Raw genomic sequence first — 22,589 nt, 5'->3', positions numbered from 1 at the left:
TCTTCGGCGCGCATCGGTACGCCCCTGCACAGGCCCGCCAACGGGGGCCGTACGGGCGGCAGTTCCGCACAGGACCGGAGGATGCGTGACATGCGATTCCTGTTTCACTACCCGGAGGCGCACGGACCGGACGCCGACATACTGGACGCCGGTCCGCTGACCGAAGTGGCCCGCGCTGCCGAGCAGTTCGGCTTCTCCGGGCTCTCCTTCAGCGAGCACCCTGCCCCCGGCGCGCGGTGGCTGAACCACGGCGGGCACCAGACGCTCGACCCCTTTGTGGCGCTCTCCCACGCGGCAGCGGTCACCAGTCGGCTGCGTCTCCTCACCTATCTGGCCGTCGCCCCGTACCGCAATCCACTGCTGCTGGCCAAGCAGGCGGCCACGCTCGACCGGCTCTCCGGCGGGCGGCTGACCCTGGGCCTCGGCGCCGGGTACCTGAAGGGCGAATTCCACGCGCTGGGCGTCGACTTCGAGGAGCGCAACACGCTGTTCGACGAGGTACTCGACGTGCTGCCGCTGCACTGGAGCGGCGAGCCGTTCAGCTACGCGGGCCGGCACTTCGACGTCCGCGACGTGCAGGCCCTGCCCCAGCCGGCGCAGCGGCCCATACCCCTGTGGATCGGCGGCAATTCACGGCTGACCCGGCGCCGGGTCGCCGAGCGGGCGCAGGGCTGGATGCCGATGTCCGGCGGCGCCGAACTGAGCACCACCGCCCGCACCCCGACGCTGGGCCCGCTGCCCCAACTGGCGGGCGCGATAGCGGAGGTGCGCGACGCCAGGGCCGCGGCCGGGCGCGGTGACGACGTCGACGTACTGCACTCGTACCGCGACGACGCCCTCACGGATCCGACCCTGGAGGCGGACCGGCACCGGGAGTCGTTCGCCGCTCTGGAGAAGGCCGGGGTGACGTGGACGGCCGTCTCATGTCCCCACCTGTCGACGGCGGCGACGCTGGAGTTCCTGGAGGCGTTCGGGACGACGTACGCGGGTTGACGGCCGGGTATCGGGAACCTCACGCGTCACCTGTGGCGTCTTGATCGCCACAAGCACGCGACCGCGGTACCGCACGGAGGTAGGGCCCGACCATGGAAAACGACGTCAGGCCCTACCGGGGCACGCTGTACCGCTTCACCCTGTGGGTGTCGCTGGCCACCGCCGTGCTCGGGTTCGCGATCCTCGCCGGCGCCTTCGCGGCGTCATGGGACGGCTTCGAACACGTCCGGGAGTACGCGGACCGCAACATGGCCAACGAGGACTCCTACTACGCGTACGCGGACGAGAACATGGACCCCATGCGGGCCGTCGGCGCCGTGGCGGCGCCGGTGTTCCTCCTGCTGGCGCTGGTCGTCGTCTCCGTGCTCCACAGCGCGTACGCGGTCGGCGATTCCCATGCCCGGCGCGACGGCGGGCCGCTGTCCGTCGGCGAGTTGTGGCGGCGCACCCGTCCACGCCTGTTCGCCGCCGTCGTGGCCAACTTCCTGACCGGCGTCTTCGTGGCCGCCGTGGTGTGGGCGGGCCTGTACCTGTTCATCCTGGTCGACACACACAGGGTGCCCGGCGTCGAACCCACGCCCATAGGCGAGACCGCGTCCTGGCAGTACACGCTGGTGGGTTGGGTGCTGCCGATCGTCATCTGGTCCCTCGGCCCGCTGCTCTGGTTCCGGCTGTCCGGCGCCACCGCCGAGACGGTGCTGGAGCGCCGTAACCCCTTTGCGGCGGTGTACCGCTCCTGGGTGCTGACCCGTCGCGCTCGTCGGCGCACGTTCGGCCTGGGGTTGCTGTCCTGCGCGGCGGCCGTGCTCGCCTTCGTCGTCGTCCTGTACGCGGCCGGTCCCCTGAACCACTACGCCGGGCTCGGCATGCTGTGGCTCAACGACGACAACGTGTGGATGACCGGCGTACTGATGATCATCTTCCCCACGGCGGTGGCCCTGCTCCTGCTGCCGCCGCTGGTCATGCCGCTGGTGTGCGGCGGGGTCGCGCGTCTTCACGGGGACATGCGCGCTCGTGAGGAAGCGGGGAGCGAGGACGAGCGGTCGCCCGTACGATCCGGGGACGCAGCGCGGCCGTAGAGCGACCCTTGAGCGCCGACAGCCACACCCCGGAGCCGTACGCGAGATCGTCGAGGCGGCGGGCCACGGCGTAGCGGACCGGATCGAGACGAGTGGGCCCCGGGCCGCGGCCGAGGGTTTCCAGGGCGACGTCCGTGACCGCCGCGAGGGCCGTCGCTCGGCGCAGGCGACGCGAGGCCAGGCAGCCCACGGCCGTCAGCGGCCACCAGTGGCGGGTGAGCAGCGCCGTGCCCTGGGTGAACGACGCGAGCGAGCCGAGGGCCGTGAGGCGGGCCGCGTGCCGCAGGGGGTGCTCGATGCCCTTCAGCTTCTCGGCGTTGCGGACGGTGGCGACGGCCGCGAGTCCGCCCGCCACCGGCAGCGACCAGCGGCGCTGCGCGAGCAGGGCGACGAGCAGGGCGGCGCTCCACGGCGCGAGGATCGCGGGGGCGATGTTGTCGGGGTGGCGGCGGGCCAGGGGATGCGCGCCGGTGCCGTACACGGCCTTGCGGCAAAACCAGTCGGCGAGTTGCACGCGGTGTTCGTGCGCGGCCCGCACGGCGGGCTCGTAGCGGATGCGTCCGCCGTCCGCGGTCAGCCGCCAGCACAGGTCGACGTCCTCCCCCACGCGCATCCCGGCGTCGAAGCCGTCGGCCTTGGTGAGCGCGTCGGTGCGGGCGAGCATGCAGGCGCTGGGGACCCAGGAGACGGGGGTGCCGGTGCGCACGGCTGCCGGGTGGCGGCCCAGGTCGAGCGAGGAGCGGGTGCTCTCGTAGCGGCCCAGCCAACGCTCGGCGTCGGGGCCCGGCAGTGCGGTGATCCGGGGCACGGCCAGCACGACGGCCGGGTCGGCGAAGTGCCGCAGCAGGACGTCGACCGTGTCTTCAGCGAGGACGATGTCCGAGTCGATGAACACCACGTACGGCGTGGTGACTTCACGCAGCCCCGCATTGCGGGCGCCGGCCGGGCCGAGGTTGTCGGCGAGCGGGAGCACGCGCGCGTGGTGGCGCCCGGCTACGGCGGCGACGGCGGCCGGTTCGTGCGAGGCGTCGTCGACGACGATCACCGGGGCGTCGGTCGTGGTGGCACGGATGCTCGCGAGCGCGCGGTCCAGCTGGTCGGGGCGGTCGCGTACGGGGATGACGTACGTGACCGTGCCGTTCAGGGCGTTCGGCTCGCTCGGTGGCAGTTCGGTGACCAGCGGGTGGGCGAGGCCGGTGGCGAGCAGCCGGTCGGCGAGGAGTGCGCCTGCCCGGTCGCGTACACGCAGGGTGCGACCGGTCAGGAGGTCACGGGCGCGTGCTGTCAGCCGCAGCAGTCGTGTCGGGTGGCCGCCGAGCAGCGCGCGCCCGCCGTCGAGGACGCGGGTGTGCCGGTCGAGACCGACGACGTATCCGTGCGGGAGGGTCATGCCGCCCATGCCGCTCATGCGGCTCCTTGCGGTACGGCGGTCACGAGCCGGCCTCGTGGGTCGGTGCGGCCCTCCGTGACGAGGCGGACGGCGTCAGACACCATCGCCTCGACCAGCGCCCGCCCCTCCTCGGCGGTGGCGCCGGTCGGATCGCCGAGGACGCCGTTCGGGGAGACACCGCGTACACCGTGGGCCATGAGGTGGGGCAGCAGCTCGGGCAGCGGGCGGATGTCGCCGGCGGCCGCCTCCGAGAGCCGTACGTCGCCCGGGGCGAGGTGCAACATGACGGAGGTCTCTGTGCGACCGGCGTGGGCGTCGCCGCCGGGTGGGGCGCAGCCGAGCCAGGCCACGTCGTGGCCCTCGTAACGGAGTTGGGCGCAGGCGCCGTCGAGGGTGGTGACGTTGCCGCCGTGGCCGTTGAGGAGGACGACACGGCGCGCCCACAGGGACAGGGACCGCACCGTCTCTACGAGGACCGCGTGCAGCGCCTCGTGGCCGATGGAGAGGGTGCCGGGGAATCCGGCGTGCTCACCGCTCGCACCGTACGCAAGGGTGGGCGCCAGGACGACGTTCTCGTACGGGAGTTGGTGCGCCACGCGGCGCGCCACGGCTTCGGCGATCGTGCTGTCCGTGTGGAACGGCAGGTGCGGGCCGTGCTGTTCGGTGGAGCCGACGGGGGCCAGGACCAGGGCGCCCTTCAGCACCGTGGGCCAGGTCGCGCGCGCAAGCTCCACCGGTTCAGGCACGCGGGACCCCGATGGTGCGGGTGAAGCCGTCCGGGATCGCCAGGTCGTCCGGGCCCAGTTCGTCGACGGAGGCATGCCCGAGGCCGAGGACCGCCGAGTCGAGGCCGCCGCGCAGGATGTCCAGGACGTTCTCCACGCCCGCCTGCCCGTTCGCCGCCAGGCCCCACAGGTAGGCGCGGCCGATGAGGACGGCTCGGGCGCCGAGCGCGAGTGCCTTGGCGACATCGCCGCCGCGCCGCACACCACCGTCGAGGAGGACCTCGATGTCGGCGCCGACCGCCTCGGCGATGGACGGCAGGAGGCGGATGGTGGCTGGGGTGGTGTCGAGGTTGTTTCCGCCGTGGTTGGAGACCGAGATGGCGGTGACGCCGGCGTCGACGGCCCGCTTGGCGTCGTCGACCCTGCTGACACCCTTGAGCAGGAAGGGGCCGCCCCACTCCTTGCGCATCCACTCCACGTCGTCCCAGGTGGGCGGGGCCGTCTGCATCCACTCGCCGTAGGCGCCGAAGAACGTCGGGGCCTGCCCGCCGGGAGCCCGGAGGTTGGGGGTGGTCAGGTCGGGGATCCGGCGTGACCTGGCGAAGGCGAGGAGCCAGCGCGGGTGCGGCAGCACGTCGGGGGCGAACTTCACGGCCGTGCGCAGGTCGATGCGTTCCGGGATCGGCGGGCTGCCCCAGTCACGGCCGTTGGAGAACGACCAGTCCAGGGTGGCGATGAGCGCCTTGGCGCCGGCCGCCCTGGCGCGCTCCATGCGCTGCGTCATGGAGTCGCGGCTGCCCATCCAGTACATCTGGTAGAAGGTGTTCGGGTTGGCTTCGGTCACCTCCTCCACGGACCGGCTCGCGAACGAGCTGAGCCCCATGATCACGCCCCGGTTGGCGGCGGCGCGGGCCACCGCCACCTCGCCGTCGGGGTGGACGGCCTGCACACCGGTCGGCGAGATCAGCACGGGGAACGCGGACTCGACACCAAGGACGGTGGTCGTCAGGTTCCGTTCGGCGTGATGCCCCACCACCCTTGGGGCGAAGCCGAGTTCGGCGAAAGCGCCGATGTTGTCGTTGACGGTGCGGCCGCGTTCCGAACCGGCGACCAGGGCGCCGTAGACGCTGCTCGGCAGGTACTTCTTGGCGCGCCGCTGGGCCTCGGCGACCGTTTCGAACCATGGGTTTCTTGCCATGGGGCGGCTGACTCCTCGTCGGGTGATCGCGTCGTCAGGTGGCGGCCGGGCGGAGTCCCGCCACGGGGTTCTCGTCGCAGTCCGACACGGGCGGCCGTCGCATGAGCGGTACGACGACGGGGCCGGTGCGGTGGGAGTGGTCTCCGGACGGCTTCGGGATCGTGGCGCCGTCCCGCGCGCGCTCCGCGAGGAGTTGCTCCCCGTACCCCTGGACGCACTCCGGGTCGGGGCCGTCCAGCGGCAGGCCGGTGAAGAACTTCGCGGCCATGCAGCCGCCCTTGCAGGTGTCGTAGAAGGTGCAGGAGGCGCAGGCCCCGCCCTGCTGCGGCTCGCGCAGCCGCCGGAACAGGTCGGAGTCCCGCCACACACCGGCGAAGCCGCCCGCCTCGCGCACACTCCCCGCGAGGAACTCGTCGTGGATGGCGAACGGGCAGGCGTACACGTCCCCGATGGGGTCGATGAGACAGACGACGCGGCCCGCCCCGCACAGGTTCAGGCCCGACAGCGCCTCCCCGTAGGCGGACAGGTGGAAGAACGAGTCTCCGGTGAGAACTTCGCCGTCGTGCGCCACCAGCCAGTCGTACAGCTGGCGTTGCTGTTCCGGCAGCGGGTGCAGCTCGTCCCACACGTCGGCGCCGCGTCCGGAGGGGCGAAGGCGGGTGAGGCGGAGTTGGGCGCCGTACTGGTCGGCGAGGGCCTTGAAGTCGTCCATCTGCGGGATGTTGTGGCGGGTGCAGACGACGGAGAGCTTGAAGTTCTTCATGCCCGCGTCGGACAGATTGCGCATCGCACGCAGAGCCGTGTCGTACGAACCCGCCCCGCGTACGGCGTCGTTGACGTCTGCGGTGGCTCCGTCGAGGGAGATCTGTACGTCGATGTAGTCATTGGCGGCGAGGCGCCGGGCGACCTCCGGGGTGATGCGCACGCCGTTGGTGGAGAACTTGACGCCGACGTGGTGGACGGTGGCGTAGTCGAGCAGCTCGAAGAAGTCCGGGCGCACGGTCGGCTCGCCGCCGCCGATGTTGACGTAGAAGACCTGCATGGCCTCCAGCTCGTCGATGACCGCCTTGGCCTCCGCGGTGGACAGCTCGCGCGGATCGCGGCGGCCGGAGCTGGACAGGCAGTGGGCGCAGGACAGATTGCAGGCGTAGGTGAGTTCCCAGGTGAGGCAGATCGGCGCGTCCAGACCGTACTCGAACAGATCCACAAGGCGCTCACCGGGCTTGGCCGCCACGGGAGTTGAGGTCACGGTATCGGGCTCCTTTCGACCAGCATCGACGAGCGGGCCAGGACGGCGAGGGCGCGCGCGTACCGGGCGGTTTCGGCGTCGCCCGCGCCCGCACTCGCGCAGGCGGCGCGTGCGGTGGGCGAGGTCGCGAGCGCCTGGACGACGGCGAGCAGTCCCCGGTCCTTGAGGAAGGACAGTTTGCGCGTGCCGAAGTGGTACAGCAGCGCGCCGAAGGGCTCGGGCCTGACCGACACCTGGGGGTGCACGTCCCAGGCGCTGTCCAGGTCGAACGTGGAGGTGTGCGCATGGGTGGGCACGGTCAGTACACGCCGCACATGCCGTCGATCGAGACCTCTTCGACCAGGTCGTCGGCCTCGACGAGGGGTTCGTCGGCCGAAGCGGCGGAGGCGATGGAGGCGGTGGGGACGGCGGGCGCCTCGGGGGCAGCGGTGGCTTCTAGCTGCTCGTTCATGCGGAACTCCCTGATACCGAAGGGTGGTTGAGGGTGTACGCGAACGGGTTCGAGAGTATTGGCATGCGATGCCAAAAGAAAGGGTGCGGGCACCGCCGGGGGTCTTGCGCACCGGTGTCGCTGCGGGATTGGATCCGGCCCCATGGGTCCGATCGCGCCTGCCCGTCCCGATGTGCTGGTCGTCGGTGCCGGTGGCGCGGGTGCCGTGCTGGCGGCGCGGCTGAGCGAGGACGCCGACCGGAGCGTGCTGCTGGTGGAGGCCGGTCCGGTGTCAGCGGCCTTCGATCCGGCCCTGCTGGACGCGCGGCTCGTACCGGGCGCCCGCCCCGACCATCCCGCCACCCGCTCCCATGCCGTACGGCTCACTCCGCAGCGGCCGTGGTCCGTGCCGCGCGGGCGGGTGCTGGGCGGCTCGACCACGGTCAACGGCGGGTACTTCGTCAGGGCCCGGCGCGAGGACTTCGACCGGTGGGCCGGGGCCGGAAATCCGGCCTGGGCGTACGAACGGGTGCTGCCGTTGCTGCGCATCCTGGAGGACGATCTCGACTTCGGCCGCAGTGCGGTGCACGGGGCCGGTGGGCCGATGACCGTCACGCGCGGCCGGTTGACCCATCCCGCCGCCGTGGCCTTCCGCGAGGCCGCCCGGGGACTGGGGTTCGCCGCCGAGCCCGACAAGAACGACCAGGGCCCGCCCGGCTTCGGCCCCGTGCCGTCGAACTCCTTCGACGGCGTGCGGTGGAACACCGGGCTCGCCCACCTGTCGGCGCCGGTCCTGGAGCGGGCCAACCTCACTGTCGTGGGCGGTTGTTCGGTACGGCGGGTGGTGGTCGAGCGCGGGCGCGCCACGGGGGTCGAAGTCGAGCGCGACGGGGTGCGGGAGACGCTCGACGCCGGGTGCGTGGTGCTGAGCGCGGGTGCGCTCGTCACGCCCCATCTGCTCCTGGTCTCCGGGATCGGGCCCCGTGGGGATCTCGAACGGGCCGGGGTCCCCGTCGTCCGCGACGCGCCCGCGGTCGGCACCCACCTGTCCGACCATCCGCAACTGGTCCTGGACTGGCAGCCGCGCGACGACCTCGACCCACCCACCACCAACTGGCTGGGCGGCTGCCTGCACCTCAACTCCCCCGGCGTGGCTATGAATTGCCCCGGTGACATCGAGATCCTCCAGTCACTGGTGCCGATGGCCGGGCTCGTCGGCGGGGCCGCCCGGGTGCCGGGTGCGCCGCTCTCGTTCCTCGCCTCCGTCCAGACGCCGCGCCCCACCGGCCGACTACGGCTGGTCTCCGCCGATCCGGAGGCCCCGCCCGCCGTCGACTACGACTATCTGCGCGACGGCGAGGTCCTGCGCCGCCTGCACGCGGCCGTCCGTGTCACGGCCGAGCTCCTGGACACCACGCCGTTCACCAAGCTCACCGGCGGCGGCCTGCTCGCTCCCGGGGGCGAGGTGCTCCGCGACGACGGCGCCCTTGACTCCTGGATCCGCGAGCACCTCGGCACGGCTCAACACACCTGCGGCACCGTCCCGATGGGCCTCGCCGTCGATCAGTACGGTCGTGTGCACGGGATACGCGGGCTGCGGGTCGCCGACACGTCCATGCTGCCCGACACACCACACCGTGGCCCGGCCGCGACCGCCGTGCTGATCGGTGAGCTGATCGCCGACGCGATGCGGCGCGAGCTGCCCTGAGGAACCTGAGGCACCTGAAGGCGCCGACCACGCGGGTCAAGCCCCGCCGAGGCCGTCCTCCAGGCGCCGGATCGCCGTGTCCAGCAGCTCGCTCAACTCCGCGTCCGGCACCGCGAGCCAGTGCTCGTACGCCGTGACCGCCGCGGCCAAGAGCGTGTGACCGAAGAGCCGAGGGATCGCGTCGGACACGGCGAGGCCGAGGCGCCGGGCCGCGAAGTCCGTCACGATGGCGCGCCAAGAGCCGTACCGCAGGGTGGCGTCCGCCTGGAGGGTGGGCACGGTCAGGATCAGCCGCATGCGCTGCCGGTGCCAGGGCACGACGGTGGCGTCGAACCGGTTGAAGTCGACGACGGCCGCGCGCAGCGCCGTCATGACCGGAACACCTGGACCGGTGGCGTTCAACAGGTTACGGAAACCCGCCAGTTGCTGCTCGAAGTCACCCCACACCAGGTCGTTCTTCGACGCGAAGTAGCGGAAGAAGGTCCGCCGCGCGATGCCCGCCGCGCCCGCGATGTCATCGACGGTCGTCGCGTCGAAGCCCTGCCGGGCGAAGAGTTCGAAGCCGATCCGTTCGAGGTCGGGTCGCGTCGTGGCGCGCGGGCGGCCGCCCTTGGGCGCACGGACGACCGGTTCGACCGTGCTGCTCGTCGGCGACTCCACATCCGCTCCTTCGTCCCGGGGGAACAAGATACTGCCGCCCCTGCACGTAGGAGGGCGTGGCGTCCGTGGTCGTCGACGAGTACGAACGAGCCGCCGCCACTGCCCCGACGGCCGTCAGACCGCCATGCCGTACACGATGGTGAAGACGGTGCCGAGCGAGCCGATGATGAACACCCCGGTGAGCCCGGCGATGATCAGGCCCTTGCCCTGCTCGGCGCTGAACGTGTCGCGCAGCGCGGTCGCACCGATCCGCTGCTTCGCGGCGCCCCAGATCGCGACGCCGAGGCAGAGCAGGATCGCGACGGCCATGACGACCTGGATCATCGTCTTCGCCTCGGTGCCCAGGGCACCGAACGGGCCCCAGTCGGGGGCGATGCCCCCGATGATCGTGGTGATGTCGCCCTTTTCGGCGGCGAGCAGCATGTCGAATCCTCCGTGGGGGTGCTTGCGGTCGCCCGCCCGCAGGCGGGCAGGTCCTGCCCTCCATGGTGTCCTCCACGGTGCGATTTCGGGGCCGGTTCACCCGCACCGGACGAGCACGGCTCACGGTCCAGCGGGTCCGCAGGCGCATACCGGCGCCTCTTCGTCGGATCGGCGTGGCGTGGCGTGGAATGCTCTTCTTCTGGATATCCGGCCGCGATAGGGAACTTGGGGTATTGATCCGCTGCAAGTGCCGTAGCTGTTGGCCGAATGACCCCGGCAGTCCTTTGATCGGCGTTGACGCCTGATGAGGCGCGAGATATACCCCTAACCATTCCCATCTGAACAGCACAATGATCGGTTTCCCACCGGCCCTTGGGGTCGACGGGAAACCGACACAGGCAGGTGTAATTTCCCTGCAACCAGTGCCGCGAAAAAGCAACGGGGGACGGATACATGCTGCGCATCACCGCCGACATATTCTCGGGTCGGCCCAATCCGGTGGCCGATGTCACCGACGAGAACGAAGTGCAGGCGCTGCTCCGCGAGGTGGACGGCAACAGGAACCTGTTCACCAGTGAACCGCCCGCCACGGGCGACCTCGGAGTCCGGGGATTCTCGATCGAACCGCTCAACGACGAGATCGGAAGCGACTTCGCCGCCGAACCGAGGCTGTACCTGCCCGTCGGCCCGCAGGCCCGCGGCGGCCGTGCCGCCGAGATCGGCGAGCGACTCGTGACGTTGATGGAGCGCGGCCAGGCCGCCGCTTCCCGCGAACCCGCACAGCCCCTGGACCAGACCCTGCGCGACTACCTGATCCCGCAACTGTCGTCCGCCACCCGGCTCAGCGTCATGGACGGAGCCTCGACGACGGAGGCGGAGCCCACACCGGAGGAAACAACTCCGGCGGCCACCTGCACCATTGAGCTCGGAGCGTTCAACCCGGGGTTCTGGAACAACGACTCCACCGTCCGACTCAGCAACAATTGCTACAACTACGCGAGCAACTGGCGTACCAATACGTTCGCCCAGCCGGGCCGTGGTTGCGGCAGCATGTACAAAGCCATCACCACTGCCGAAATGATCCGTGCGTCCCTGTGCGACGGAATGCATCACCGGTTCGACTGCTTCCCGGACTCCGAAAAGCCGCGCTACTTGGTCGCGTTGGTCATCGCTCCCGGCGTCGACTTCCACTGGTACCGCAAGCAGAAGGAAGGTTTCTGGGGGCACAAGCCCGGAGGCACGGCCGCCAAGAACACGGACAACAGCAACAACGTCATCTACAACCCGGAGACCGCCAACCGTGGTCCGTACACGGTATTCTGCGGCTACTTCTACGGCTGCAATTCGCAGCGCCAGAGGATCAGGTAGCGGGTGGACGTCGAGATCGATCTCTACAGCGGGCGGCGGAATCCGGTGTTCGGTCTCGCGCCGGACGTCGGGGACGCGCTGGTGGCCCGGATCACCGCCCTGCCACCCGCGCCTGCCGGTGCCGCGCCGCTCGAGGGCCTCGGCTACCGAGGGCTGCGCATCACCGGCGACCCGGCGGCCGACTTCACCGAGATCGTGGTCTCCGGTGGAGTGGTCGTCGTCCGGGACCGCGGCGGCACGCGGCGGCTGCTCCACGACGAGGGGCGCCAGGTGGAACGCTCGCTGGCCGACCTCGCCGCCGCCCGGGTCCACCCGGACGACATGTCGCTGCTGCGCCGGGGGTTGAACGGCTGACCGGCGCGGCGGCGCCGGCACCACCACCCGGACCACGCCCTCCGGGCCCACTGCGTATCCCGGCACGCCCCAGCACGCCCCAGCACTTCCCAGCACTTCCCAGGCTGAACGAAGGACTTGACGTCATGTCATCACAGAGCGGGGACCCGACAACCGGATCGGCCGAATTCTTCGTCCCGAGCGGTCAGGACCAGGAGGAAGGCACGGAACAGGCCGCCACGGAGCCCACCATGGCCGACGGCGCCGAAGAACTGCCGACGTCGGCACAGCACGAGACCTCGGCGACACAGGAGGAGGCGGCCGCCCTCCCCAAGTACCGTCCGGCAAGTGGCCGGTACCGCAGCAGCGGCGGCAGCTTCCAGCTGGAACTGCGCGTCGACGTCGACAGCACGCGCAGCGGGTCCAAGGTCCTGCGCAAGGTCAGCGGCGACTTCTTCACGACCACCGGTGGCACGACCGCGTACTTCGGCTCGTTCACCGTGCACGGTCCGACCGTCACATGGTCGGCGACCCAGGTCGTGATCAACGGGCTCGGCAGCTACACCTGGCAGGCCGGGGCGCCGGTCGTGCGGGTCACCATCCCGCGGCGCCCGGTCGGGCAGCCGCCGGCCGCCGCCACCGTGCAGTTCGTCACGGTGGCCGGTCAGGCGGGCGCGAGCTATCTGTGCCCGTACATCTCCCCGTACTTCCGCGCCCTCACGTGGGAACAGGACTCGGTGACCGGCAAGATACCGTTCCTCGCCTACAACACCGGCTCGCTGCCGCGGCCACCGGGCAGTCCCGCCCGCTCGCTGAGTGTTCCCGGCGCGTTCGCCGAGGCCGGTATCCAGCTCCTGGTGTCGGGCGCCGCGAACGTCGTCGCCGACAGCCCCAATGGCTGGACCGACTCCGAGCTGCACGGCGCCATGCAGACCAACTTCAGCCAGTGGCAGAACATCCCGCAGTGGAAGGTGTGGCTCTTCGTGGCCGGCGCCTACGAGGGCCTGGCGGGAGTGCGCGGCATCATGTTCGACGCCGCCGACTCCTTCCAGCGGCAGGGCTGCGCGGTCTTCTACGACATGATCAAGGGGGCCGACGCCGAATCGCAGCGCGCCCAGCTCCGCACGTACGTGCACGAGCTCGGACACTCCTTCAACCTGCTGCACTCCTGGCAGAAGAACCTGGCCCGGCCGCCGGCCCCGCTCGGCCCCAAGGGCGGCTTCGGTGATCTGTCGTGGATGAACTATCCGCAGAACTACCAGTCGGCGTCGGGGCCGACCGGGACCGCCGCGTACTGGAGCGACTTCCCGTTCCAGTTCACCGACAACGAGCTGATCCATCTGCGGCACGGCTACTACCGCAACGTCATCATGGGCGCCAACGCGTTCGCGACCGGCGCCGCGGACATCGAGCCCGAACTCTTCGACGAGCCGCTCGCCGACGAATCGGGCCTCCGCCTCGGTCTGCGGGGCGCCAAGAGCGGCTTCGCGTTCGGTGAACCGGTCGTCGTGGAGCTGAAGTTGGAGACGACCGACCTGCGCGGCCGCTCCACCCACGGCCACCTCCACCCGGACGACGAGCTCGTCAACATCGCCATCCGGCAGCCCTCAGGCCGTACCGTCCTGTACCGGCCACTGCGGGTGCGGTGCGTCGACCACGACGAGACCGTGCGCCTGGACACCGGCCGCCCGGCGGTCTACGCCAGCGCCTACATCGGCTACGGCCGCGACGGGCACTACTTCCAGCAGCCGGGCACCTACCAGCTGCGCGCCTCCTACCGGGCCTCCGACGGCTCCCGGATCGTCTCGCCGGTGCTGCGCATCGCCGTACGCCACCCGGTCACCGCCGCCGACTCCGAGCTCGCCGAGCTGATGATGGGTGAGGAGCAGGGCAAGCTGCTCGTGCTGCGTGGTTCCGACTCGCCGTCGCTGCGCTCGGGCAACGTCGCGCTCCAAGAGGTCATCGAGCGGCACGCCAATCACCCCTTCGCGGTGTACGCACGCCTTGCGAAGGGGCTCAACGCCGAGCACGAGTTCAAGAGCCTGAAACCCGACAAGGCCGGGCTCGCGGTACGTGCGCCGGACACCAAGGCCGCGATCGAGCAGCTCGCTCCGGTCGTGAAGGCCTCCCAGCAGGGCAAGGGCGTGGACAACCTCACCCTGAACCTGGCGACCCGCAGGCTGGCGCGCGCGTACGCCCGCCAGGGCGACCTGGAAGAGTCCAGTACCATCCTCGACCGCCTGGTGCGGCACTTCGACACCTCGGCGTTCAACCCGCATGTGGTGGAGGCCGTGCGCGCGCAGGCGGAGTCCACGAAGGCCAAGCTCATGTCCGACTTCGGTCCTGCCTGAGCCATCGGCGCGGGCCGCTCACGGTTGTCGTCCAGCCGTGAGCGGTCCGCGCACGGCTGTGCGCGACAGCACGGAAGGAGCCCGTCGTGCTCGATCTCGTGCTGTACGGGCCCGAGCGCCCGCAGCCCGTCGGCCGTCCGGCCCCGATCCGGGTCCAGGTGCGGAACACGGGTGCACGGGAGGTGTGGATCGCGGGGGTGCTCGACGGGTCCGAGGCCGGTCTGCGCCATCCGCACTACCTGCCGTCCGTCACCCTCGTCGACAGCGGGCGGACCGTCGCCGGACCGGGGCCCGTCGAAGATCCGCTCGTCGGGCCGCTGCGGTCGCAAGACCTACGGCGACTGGCACCGGGTGAATCCTTCGACCCCACGGCCGGAGCGGGCTGTCTGCCCCTACTCACGTTCGCGAATTTCGCGCCCGAGGCCCCTGGCCGCTACGGCTATGCGCTGACGCTCTCCACCGAGGCCCGGCGTGACGAGGAGTGGCTGGGCGCGTTCGGGCTGCCGTCCGGGACGGAACGGAAGGTGCTTCTCGGCCTGGTCGCGCAGGTGCCACGGGTCACCGTGACGGCACCGTTGCTGGTGGTGGAGTTCCGCCGCGGGTGAAGCCGTTCCGCACGGGGCGCGGGCACGCCGCGTGGACCGGGGCCTTCAACTCTTCGGCGGTTACGGCTATATCGGTTACGGCGATTTCGGTTACGGCCATATACGCGAGTACCAGCGAGGTCATGACGATGATCATCGCGAAGTCTCTGACGCTGTGAGGGAGTTGACGAGTTGACGGACGACGACAACCAGGACTTCGGTGGCCGCAAGGGCGCCGCGCTCGTCGCGGGCGGCACCGGCGGCATCGGCGCGGCGACCGTCCGCATGCTGGCGCGGCGCGGCAGCGCGGTGCTGTTCACGTACCGCTCGAACGAGAAGTCCGCCGAGGCTCTTGCCGGCGAACTCCGCGCGGAGGGCGCCCAGGTGGAGTCCGTACGGGCGGACCTGACGGACGAGCACGGAGCTGCCTCCGCGATCCATTCCACGCTGGACCGGTTCGGCGCACTGCACACACTCGTCTACGCGGCGGGCCCGCACGTCCCGATGGTGCACCTCAGCAAGGTCCCGCCGTCCCAGTACCGCCACCAGCTGCACGCCGACACCCTGGCCTTCTACAACTTGGTCCACCCGGCACTCGACGCCCTCCGCGCGACCGCCGGCAGTGTCGTCGCGGTCACCACCGCGGCCACTCGTCGCTACCCCGTCCGCGACGGCCTGTCGTCCGGTACGAAGGGCGCGGTGGAGGCGGTGGTCCGCGCGCTCGCGGCCGAGGAGGGCCGCTACGGCGTGCGCTTCAACTGCGTGGGCCCCGGCATGCTCACCGACGGCATCGCCGCCCGCCTCATCGAGACCGGCGAACTCGACGACGCCGCCCTCCAGGTGACCCGCGCCAACATCCCCCTGCGCCGCTTCGGCACCGCCCAGGACATCGCGGAGGCGGTGACCTTCCTGGCCTCGGACCGCGCCGGATTCATCACGGGCCAGCACCTGTCGGTGGACGGCGGCTACACGGTCTGAAACCCGAATGCGCCACACCACACACCGCCCGCATACTCTCCCCATGCCTCCGCACTCCACCACCACCACCCGGTTCCGGGACCCACGCGACACCGTGTACGACTTCCTGCGGCCCATCGGCCGGTTGTTCCACGCGCATGCGATCGTCTGACGCCTCCCGCGCGGCGGGCGCCGCCAGGGCCGTCGCGGCGTCGTTGGGGCTGGACGTCGACGACGTGACGGTGCTGCACGACTCGAACAAGCTCACGCTGCGACTGCTGCCGTGTGACGTGCTGGCCCGGGTCGCGCCGGTCGACGATCAGATCGCGGAGTTCGAGGTGGGGCTGGCGCAGAAGCTGGCGGAATCCGGGTGCCCGGTGGCCGCGCTCGACCCTCGGGTGGAGCCGCGTACGTACGAGCTGGACGGTTTCGTCATCACGCTGTGGACCTATTACGAGTCCGTGGCACCGCGCGATGTCCCGCCCGCCGACTACGCCCGCGCGCTCGCGCGGCTCCATGCCGGCATGCGCAAGGTCGACGCCTGGACTCCGCACTTCACGGATCGCGTCACGCACGCGCAACGGCTGCTGGCGGACCGCGAACGCACCCCGGAACTCTCCGACCCGGACCGGGAGTTGCTGCGCGACGCGTTGCGAGGCGCGGTGCGGGCGATCGGCGAGCGCGGCGCCGGCGAGCATCTGCTGCACGGGGAGCCGCACCCCGGCAACCTGCTCGCCACCCGGCACGGCCCGGTCTTCATCGACCTGGAGACCTGTTGCCGGGGCCCCGTCGAACTCGACCTCGCCCATGCACCGGACGACGTCGCCGCGCACTACCCGGGCGTGGACGAGGAGTTGCTGCGGACGTGCCGACTGCTCGTTCTGGCCGTCGTCACGACCTGGCGCTGGGATCGGCACGACCAATACCCGGGCGGACGCGACATGGGCCTGGAGTGGCTCGCCCGAATCCGCGCGACGCTCAACTGACCACGGCCGTGGACCGGCGACCCGTCCCCTCTCCACCTCACGCATGCTGGGGCGATGACCGAATCCCCCTTGCCCGGAGGCTCCATCAACGCCGTCGTACGTGTCCGGGACACCGTGCGCCGCCCTGCGTCCCCGGAATTCACACGTGCCCTGTTGAGATGGTTCGAGGTACACGGCTGGAGCGGGGCTCCCCGGCATCACGGCTCCGACGGCGAGGGCCGTGATGTCCTCGACTTTCTTGACGGCCATGTCGCGTGGGAGCCGCGACAGCCGGCGGCCGTCTCCTCGGACGAGAGCCTCGTCGCGCTGGCCCGGCTGGTGCGCGCGTTCCACGACCTCACTGCCGGTACGGTGTTGGCCGGCGCCGAGGAGGTCGTGTGCCATAACGACCTGTCGCCCAAGAACACGGTCTACCGCCCGGTCGACGGCGCGCTGAGGCCGGTGGCGTTCATCGACTGGGATCTCGCGGCGCCGGGCAGGCGGATCCATGATGTGGCGCACGTGTGCTGGCAGTACCTCGGCCTCGGCCCTTCGGTGACCGACATCGAAGACGCGGCCCGGCGCATGCGGCTGATCGCCGACGCCTACGGGCTGACCGACCGGCGCGAACTCGTGGCGACGGTGCTGTGGTGGCAGGACCGTTGTTGGCGCGGCATCCAGGCGGGCGCCGACAGCGGTGATGCCGTCATGACGCGCCTGCGTGACAGTGGGGCGGTCGACGAGGTGCGTGGGGCGTGTGAGTGGGTGCGTGAGCGGCGGGGTGAGTTGGAGCGGGTGGTGGGGTGATGCGGGCACTGCCTCTTGGCGTCAACAGGGCGCCAGTTATTGACAGTTGGTGCGTGCGGTCTGACACTCGTGGCGACCGCGAAGGCTGTTTCGTTATTGCGAAACTACGCAGGTGGCATCGGGAGTGATTCGATGAAGCTCGATCTGCTCTACGAGTTCCAGCCGAAGATCGGCCCCTCGGCCGAGCCGTTCCCGCTCGGGCAGAAGCGGGCCGAGCAGCAGACGTACGCCGAGGCGATCGAAGAGATCAAGTTCGCCGACCGGCTCGGGTTCCAGACCGCGTGGGTGGTCGAGCACCACTTCCGCAAGGGGCGGTCCGCCTCGCCGTCCAACGAGACGATTCTCGGGGCACTGTCGCAGGCGACCGAGAACATCCGGCTCGGCTTCGGTGTGGTCCTGCTCCCCTCCGGGTTCCAGCATCCGGTGCGCGTCGCCGAGAAGGTCGCCACCGTCGACGTGCTCAGCGGCGGCCGGGTGGAGTGGGGCTCGGGCCGCTCGACGCCCAACGAGCAGCTCGCGTTCAACGTCCCGGCCGACGACCGCTCCCGGGACATGTGGCGGGAGGCCTTCGAGTTCGTCATCGCCGCGTGGACGCACGAGAAGCTGAAGTGGAAGTCCGAGACGATCGACTTCCCCGAGCGTTTCATCACCCCGCGCCCCTTCCAGGACCCGCATCCGCCGGCCTGGCTCGCCGCCGCCAGCTCCCAGTCCGCCCACAACGCTGGGAAGCTCGGTCTCGGGCTGCTGTCGTTCGCGCTGATGCAGCCGGTGGAGAAGATGGCCGAGCAGATCGCCGTGTATCGCGCGGGACAGGCCGAGTGTGTCGAGCCACTGCCGCGCGCCACCAATGACCGGGTCGGCGCCTACACCCTGGTGCACTGCACCGACGACCCCGAGGAGGCTGCACGCTACGGGCTGTGGGAGTCGGTGAAGTGGTGGTACCAGAACCTCGCCGAGTTCACCCTCGAATGGGAGCTGGCGCATCTCCCGGAGGAGGAGAAGGAGCAGGCGTTCCCGCTGCTGCGGCCCACCATGCGGGGCGATATCGACCTCGCGAAGTACACCGAGCAGGACATGATCATCGTAGGGACGCCCGAGCAGTGCCTGGAGAAGATCCTGCGGTACGAACAGGCCGGTGTGGACCAGCTGTTGTGCTACACGCAGTTCGGCACGCTGCCGCACGAGAAGGTCATGCGCAGCCTCGAACTCCTCGGCACCCGGGTCATCCCCGAGCTGGAGCGGCGCGGCCACCGCGTCGACTACGAGGCCCTGTTCGGCGGCGCGTGAACGGGCGCCGCCTCAGCCGGGGAACCGGCCCCGCGCCTGCTTGGTGACGACGGTGGCGCACGCCTTGACCGCCTCGGCGACGCGGACGACCTCCGTGCCACCGAGACCCGGCGAGAACCCGGACGCCGTGATCGCGACGAGCACCCGCCCGTCGGCATCGAAGACCGGCGCCGACGCCATGCCGAGGTCGTACTCCCGCTCGGCGTCGACCACCGGCAGGTCGTAATCGGTGTCGAACGAAGCCGTCCACGTCCAGGTGTCGCGGTCCCGCTCCCGATCGCCCCTCCCTGGGCCGTCGGACGGCGACGGCGCGAGGCCGAGCGCGTACCCCCGGCCCCGTACCGCCGAGAGCGCAAGCTCGACCCGGTCGCGGTCGACCGCCTCGGGGGCGCGCGCCAGCCACGACTCCACCTCCGGCGCAGGAGCCCATGCCATGAACACGAGGCCGAGCGGCGGCACCAGCGGCACCCGTTCCCCCTCCCGGAATCCGGGCCCGTACCGCGAACCTGTACCGCCCACGGCCACCGACACGATCTCGGTGGGTGTTCCCGCGCTCACCACCACGTCGGCCTCGAGCTCGGCGGCGAGCGGTCCGATGTGCTCGGTGGCGGCCCGGATCGCCGGATGCTGCTCCAGGGCGGCCATGCCCGCGCTCACCAGGGCGGGGCCGAGTCCGTAGGTCCGCCGGGCCGGGTGCCGGGTCAGATAGCCGCTCTCCTCCAGGACGGCGAGGATCGCGTGGGCGGAGCCGAGGCTGCTCCCGGTGCGCCGGGCGATGTCGGAGATCGTGAACTGCTCACCGCGGTGCGACACCAGCAGGTCGATGATCTTCAACGCCTTCGCGGCGGCGGGCGCCGGTCGCGCCATCGAGTCCTCCCCGGGGGCGGGTGCGGTGCGCCGTCAACTTACCGCATCAGCAGGGGATTTCGTCCCGCCGAAGAATTTTTCACGCAGGCGATCGCTGCACCCCATGACTCGCCGCCCACCACGACTCGCCGCCCACCACGACTCGACGCACAACCCGAATCGACGCACACCACGAAGGGACCGCTCATGAGACGCGACGGTACGCCGACGGGCGCGCCCGCCTCGTACGCCTGGGAGTTGCCGCCGATCAGGAGTTCCACCCTGGCGCCCCCGCCCGAACTCGCCGCGCGCCGCGCCTCGATGGGCTCTCTGCCCCGACCGACACATCCCGGTGTGGACATCGACGACGCACGGTACGGGGACGTGCCCTGCGTGGTGTGCACGCCGCCCCGGCCGCGCGGCACCGTGCTGTACCTGCACGGCGGCGGCTACCGGCTGGGGTCCGCGGCACTGTTCACGGCGTTCGCCGCACGGCTCGCCGCCGCGACGGGCGCCCGGGTGGTGGCCGCCGACTACCGGCTCGCACCCGAGCACCCCTTCCCCGCGGCGCCGCACGACGCGGCGCGGGTGTACGAGCGGCTGCTGTCCGAGTGCGATGTCCCGCCCGTGGTGCTGGGCGACTCGGCGGGCGGTGGCCTCGGGGCGGCGCTCGTGGTGGCGTGCGCGCGGTCCGGCATGGCCGTCCCGAGCGGGCTCGTGCTGCTGTCGGCGTGGCTCGATCTGCGCTGTGCGGCGGGGAGTTACCGCTCGCGGGCCGCCACGGACCAGCTGTTCTCCCACGAAGCGGCCCGGCAGGCCGCGGACCAGTACCTTCAGGGGCATCCGGCGGACGATCCGCTGGCCTCCCCGCTGCTCGGCGACCTCCGCGCGTTCCCTCCGACGCTGCTGTGCGCGAGCACGGACGAGGTGCTGCTCGACGACTCCGTGGCGTTCGCCGCGGCGCTCGCCCGGGCCGGGGTGGCGACGTCCGCCTCGTACGTTCCCGGTGTGCCGCACGCGTGGCCGAGTGTCTTCCTGGATCTGCCGGCGTCGGCGCAGGCGCTCGACGTCGTCGCACGGTTCGCCCGCCCCCTGCTGGCGAAGGAGCCGACGGCGGTGTGACCTCCGGGCTCAGACCCCCGCCACCACGTCCCGCAACGCCTCCCCCAAGGGCAGCTCCACCCGTACACCCCAGCGGTCGCCGCGCGTGGGCTGGTTGTTGACGATCAGGACCGGGGTTCCGGCGTCCGCGGCCTGGCGCACGAACCGGAGGCCGGACATCACGGTCAGCGAGGAGCCCAGGACGAGGAGCGAGGTGGCCCCGGCGACGAGCTCCCGGCAGGCGGTGACCCGCTCGGGCGGAACGTTCTCGCCGAAGAAGACGACGTCCGGCTTGAGCACCCCGACGCCGCAGGCCGCGCACGGCACGACCCGGAAGTCGCGCACGGCCTCGTCGGGCAGATCCACGTCGCCGTCCGGATTGACCCGAGCGGAGCGGTGCCGCTCGGACTCGGCCTCGAAGTGCGGGTTGGCCTCGCGCAGTCGCCGGTCGACTTCCGCGCGGGTGGTGAAGGCGCGGCAGTGCAGGCAGAGCACCCGACTCAGGCTCCCGTGCAGTTCGATGACGTCCGGGGCGCCTGCGGCCTGCTGCAGTCCGTCGACGTTCTGCGTGATCACGCCGGTGATCAGGCCCGCCTCGGCCAGTTCGGCCACGGCGAGGTGTCCGGCGTTGGGCCGGGCCCGGATCATGGCCCGCCAGCCCAGCTGACTGCGCGCCCAGTACCGCTGCCGCGCCTGCTCGCTCCCGATGAACTCCTGGTACGTCATGGGGGTGTGCTGCCGTAGCGAACCGTGCTCACCGCGGTAGTCCGGGATGCCCGACTCGGTGGAGAGCCCGGCCCCGCTCAGCACGACGACCCCGCCCGCGCGCACGGCCTCGACGACGGGGGCCAGATCGGTGGTGGCGGGCGGCAGGTCGCCGGACGGTTCCCAGGTCAGAGTCGGTCGGGTACGCATGCGGGCCAGCTTACGTACGCGCCCGCCGGGATGCCGCCCCTTCGCGTGGCCCGCACGGTCGGCGGCTCGGCGCACGAGCAGGTCTCCCCTGCTCCCGCGAGGGTGGGTCCACTCCCCGCGGGGGTGGGTCTACTCCCCTCGGAAAAGGGTCTACTCCCCTCGGAGGAGGGTCTGCTCCCCGTCGGGAAAGGTCACCTTCGTGAGCTCCTCGGAGACCTCCCACACACGCCCCGCCTCCTCCGTTCCACGAAGGCGCGAGTAGAGCTTCTGCTCCGCGGGCGGGCCGCCCATGTGCCCGATTCCGCGCGGCCCGTAGAACCGGCCGCGCTCGGCGTCGGGGGACGTGGCGGCGTAGAGGGCCGGGAGCTGCGCGCTGTGGACCGTCCCGACGACGATGCCGCGGGCGGACAGCGCCCGGATCAGGCGGACGCCCATGGTGTCCTCGGCGCGGCCGACCTCGGGGCGCGCGGCGAGCAGGTTCGTCGGGGCGACGCCGGGGTGGGAGAGGTTGCTGGTGATGCCCCAGTCGTGGGCGCGGCTGCGCCGGTCGAGTTCGAGGCCGAAGAGACCGAACGCGATCTTCGACTGGCTGTAGGCCTTCATGCCGTCGTAGGAACGTTCCCAGTTGAGGTCGTCCCAGTTGATGGCGCCTTGGTTGGCCGCGACGCTGACCTGCGACGTCACCCGTGCGCGGCCGGCGCGCAGCAGCGGCAGCAGGTGGGCGACCAGGGCGAAGTGGCCGAGGTGGTTGGTGCCGAACTGCAGCTCGAAACCGTCGGCGGTCGTCTGTCGGTCGGGCGGGGTCATGACGCCGGCGTTGTTGATGAGCAGGTGGATCGGCCGGTCCTGTGCCCGCAGGGTTTCGCCGAGGGCCGCGACGGAGTCGAGCGAGGACAGGTCGAGCTCGCCGAGCGACACGTTCGCGTGCGGCGCCTTCTCGCGGATCCCGGCGAGCGCGGCCTCGCCCTTGCGCGGATTGCGCACGGGCAGCAGCACTTCGGCCCCGGCCGCGGCGAGCCTCGTGGCGAGGCCGAGCCCGATGCCGTCGCTCGCTCCGGTGACGACGGCGCGCTTGCCGGACAGGTCGGGGACGGTGATGTCGATGGGTTGGCGTGGCATGCCCAGAGCTTCGACCGGTGCCGAGCCGACGGCAACCGGTGAAGGGGGGATCGACAGTCCGTGGTTACCGCGCCGCGCGGGCGGTAGAAAGGGACGTCAGG

Annotated in this window: 23 protein-coding genes; 12 read left to right on the top strand and 11 right to left on the bottom strand. The window is 71.1% G+C overall.

The window, feature by feature from the left end:
- Nucleotides 1-90: 90 nt before the first annotated feature.
- Both ACOKM3_RS40730 and ACOKM3_RS40725 read left to right on the top strand, forming a co-directional pair.
- Nucleotides 91-993, top strand: coding sequence for an LLM class F420-dependent oxidoreductase (locus ACOKM3_RS40730; RefSeq protein WP_426906335.1), 903 nt, complete (start codon nt 91-93; stop codon nt 991-993).
- Between the two features lie 92 nt (nt 994-1,085).
- A complete protein-coding gene (locus ACOKM3_RS40725) occupies nt 1,086-2,072 on the top strand; it encodes a hypothetical protein (RefSeq protein ID WP_426906334.1) in 987 nt (328 codons plus the stop codon).
- Here the strand turns inward: ACOKM3_RS40725 and mftF are convergent.
- From mftF to mftA, 6 genes are read right to left on the bottom strand one after another with little or no spacing between them, the layout of a single operon-like run.
- A complete protein-coding gene (mftF, locus tag ACOKM3_RS40720) occupies nt 1,954-3,480 on the bottom strand; it encodes a mycofactocin biosynthesis glycosyltransferase MftF (RefSeq protein ID WP_426906333.1) in 1,527 nt (508 codons plus the stop codon). The two genes, ACOKM3_RS40725 and mftF, sit on opposite strands and share 119 nt — an antisense overlap.
- Nucleotides 3,477-4,208: a mycofactocin biosynthesis peptidyl-dipeptidase MftE gene (gene mftE, locus ACOKM3_RS40715; protein WP_426906332.1), complete on the bottom strand. Its 732-nt coding sequence runs from the start codon at nt 4,206-4,208 to the stop codon at nt 3,477-3,479. The genes mftF and mftE overlap by 4 nt, the downstream gene beginning before the upstream one ends.
- Nucleotides 4,201-5,385, bottom strand: coding sequence for a pre-mycofactocin synthase MftD (mftD, locus tag ACOKM3_RS40710; protein ID WP_426906331.1), 1,185 nt, complete (start codon nt 5,383-5,385; stop codon nt 4,201-4,203). Before mftD ends, mftE begins: the two co-directional genes overlap by 8 nt.
- A gap of 34 nt (nt 5,386-5,419) precedes the next feature.
- Nucleotides 5,420-6,634: a mycofactocin radical SAM maturase gene (gene mftC / locus ACOKM3_RS40705; protein WP_426906330.1), complete on the bottom strand. Its 1,215-nt coding sequence runs from the start codon at nt 6,632-6,634 to the stop codon at nt 5,420-5,422.
- Nucleotides 6,631-6,930, bottom strand: coding sequence for a mycofactocin biosynthesis chaperone MftB (gene mftB / locus ACOKM3_RS40700; RefSeq protein WP_426906329.1), 300 nt, complete (start codon nt 6,928-6,930; stop codon nt 6,631-6,633). Before mftB ends, mftC begins: the two co-directional genes overlap by 4 nt.
- Nucleotides 6,931-6,932: 2 nt before the next feature.
- Nucleotides 6,933-7,085 carry a mycofactocin precursor MftA gene (gene mftA, locus ACOKM3_RS40695; RefSeq protein ID WP_426906328.1) on the bottom strand — a complete coding sequence of 51 codons (153 nt, stop codon included), beginning with the start codon at nt 7,083-7,085 and terminating at the stop codon, nt 6,933-6,935.
- 142 nt (nt 7,086-7,227) lie between these two features.
- Here mftA and ACOKM3_RS40690 point away from each other — a divergent pair, with 142 nt between their 5' ends.
- On the top strand, nt 7,228-8,772 hold the full coding sequence (locus ACOKM3_RS40690) for a GMC family oxidoreductase (protein WP_426906327.1): 1,545 nt from the start codon (nt 7,228-7,230) through the stop codon (nt 8,770-8,772).
- Between the two features lie 36 nt (nt 8,773-8,808).
- Here ACOKM3_RS40690 and mftR read toward each other — a convergent pair whose 3' ends face one another.
- A complete protein-coding gene (mftR, locus tag ACOKM3_RS40685) occupies nt 8,809-9,432 on the bottom strand; it encodes a mycofactocin system transcriptional regulator (RefSeq protein WP_426906326.1) in 624 nt (207 codons plus the stop codon).
- A 114-nt stretch (nt 9,433-9,546) separates the two neighbouring features.
- The gene (locus ACOKM3_RS40680; protein WP_426906325.1) at nt 9,547-9,855 is read right to left on the bottom strand and encodes a hypothetical protein; all 309 of its coding nucleotides are present in this window, start codon (nt 9,853-9,855) and stop codon (nt 9,547-9,549) included.
- A gap of 453 nt (nt 9,856-10,308) precedes the next feature.
- On the opposite strand from ACOKM3_RS40680, the gene ACOKM3_RS40675 reads away from it, so the two are divergent.
- The 8 genes from ACOKM3_RS40675 to ACOKM3_RS40640 all read left to right on the top strand — a co-directional run bounded on the left by ACOKM3_RS40675 (nt 10,309) and on the right by ACOKM3_RS40640 (nt 18,507).
- Nucleotides 10,309-11,223: a hypothetical protein gene (locus ACOKM3_RS40675; protein ID WP_426906324.1), complete on the top strand. Its 915-nt coding sequence runs from the start codon at nt 10,309-10,311 to the stop codon at nt 11,221-11,223.
- Nucleotides 11,224-11,226: 3 nt separating this feature from the next.
- Complete coding sequence (locus ACOKM3_RS40670; RefSeq protein WP_426906323.1) at nt 11,227-11,577, top strand: hypothetical protein; 351 nt, start codon at nt 11,227-11,229, stop codon at nt 11,575-11,577.
- A gap of 125 nt (nt 11,578-11,702) precedes the next feature.
- Nucleotides 11,703-13,907, top strand: coding sequence for a YfgM family protein (locus ACOKM3_RS40665; protein WP_426906322.1), 2,205 nt, complete (start codon nt 11,703-11,705; stop codon nt 13,905-13,907).
- An 86-nt stretch (nt 13,908-13,993) separates the two neighbouring features.
- Nucleotides 13,994-14,512, top strand: coding sequence for a hypothetical protein (locus tag ACOKM3_RS40660; RefSeq protein ID WP_426906321.1), 519 nt, complete (start codon nt 13,994-13,996; stop codon nt 14,510-14,512).
- Between the two features lie 171 nt (nt 14,513-14,683).
- Entirely contained in the window at nt 14,684-15,469 is a 786-nt protein-coding gene (locus ACOKM3_RS40655; RefSeq protein WP_426906320.1) for an SDR family NAD(P)-dependent oxidoreductase, read from the top strand.
- Nucleotides 15,470-15,606: 137 nt separating this feature from the next.
- Nucleotides 15,607-16,434 carry a phosphotransferase enzyme family protein gene (locus ACOKM3_RS40650; protein ID WP_426906319.1) on the top strand — a complete coding sequence of 276 codons (828 nt, stop codon included), beginning with the start codon at nt 15,607-15,609 and terminating at the stop codon, nt 16,432-16,434.
- Nucleotides 16,435-16,488: 54 nt separating this feature from the next.
- Nucleotides 16,489-17,220 (top strand): phosphotransferase family protein, encoded by a 732-nt coding sequence (locus ACOKM3_RS40645; RefSeq protein WP_426906318.1) that lies wholly within the window; start codon nt 16,489-16,491, stop codon nt 17,218-17,220.
- Nucleotides 17,221-17,352: 132 nt separating this feature from the next.
- Nucleotides 17,353-18,507, top strand: a complete 1,155-nt coding sequence (locus ACOKM3_RS40640; RefSeq protein ID WP_426906317.1) for an LLM class flavin-dependent oxidoreductase — start codon at nt 17,353-17,355, stop codon at nt 18,505-18,507.
- A 12-nt stretch (nt 18,508-18,519) separates the two neighbouring features.
- Here ACOKM3_RS40640 and ACOKM3_RS40635 read toward each other — a convergent pair whose 3' ends face one another.
- Nucleotides 18,520-19,374: an IclR family transcriptional regulator gene (locus tag ACOKM3_RS40635; protein WP_426906316.1), complete on the bottom strand. Its 855-nt coding sequence runs from the start codon at nt 19,372-19,374 to the stop codon at nt 18,520-18,522.
- A gap of 186 nt (nt 19,375-19,560) precedes the next feature.
- Between ACOKM3_RS40635 and ACOKM3_RS40630 the strand changes: the two genes are divergently transcribed.
- Entirely contained in the window at nt 19,561-20,475 is a 915-nt protein-coding gene (locus ACOKM3_RS40630; RefSeq protein WP_426906315.1) for an alpha/beta hydrolase fold domain-containing protein, read from the top strand.
- A 9-nt stretch (nt 20,476-20,484) separates the two neighbouring features.
- Here ACOKM3_RS40630 and ACOKM3_RS40625 read toward each other — a convergent pair whose 3' ends face one another.
- Together ACOKM3_RS40625 and ACOKM3_RS40620 are read right to left on the bottom strand one after the other, a co-directional pair.
- Nucleotides 20,485-21,369, bottom strand: a complete 885-nt coding sequence (locus tag ACOKM3_RS40625) for an NAD-dependent protein deacetylase (protein ID WP_426906314.1) — start codon at nt 21,367-21,369, stop codon at nt 20,485-20,487.
- A gap of 150 nt (nt 21,370-21,519) precedes the next feature.
- Complete coding sequence (locus ACOKM3_RS40620; protein WP_426906313.1) at nt 21,520-22,488, bottom strand: SDR family oxidoreductase; 969 nt, start codon at nt 22,486-22,488, stop codon at nt 21,520-21,522.
- Nucleotides 22,489-22,589: the final 101 nt, after the last annotated feature.

Origin of the sequence: Streptomyces nidicola, assembly GCF_050106155.1 — a bacterium.
Taxonomy (GTDB): domain Bacteria; phylum Actinomycetota; class Actinomycetes; order Streptomycetales; family Streptomycetaceae; genus Streptomyces.
Note: the sequence above shows the minus strand (reverse complement) of the source record. Positions and strands in the feature narration are given on the sequence as shown.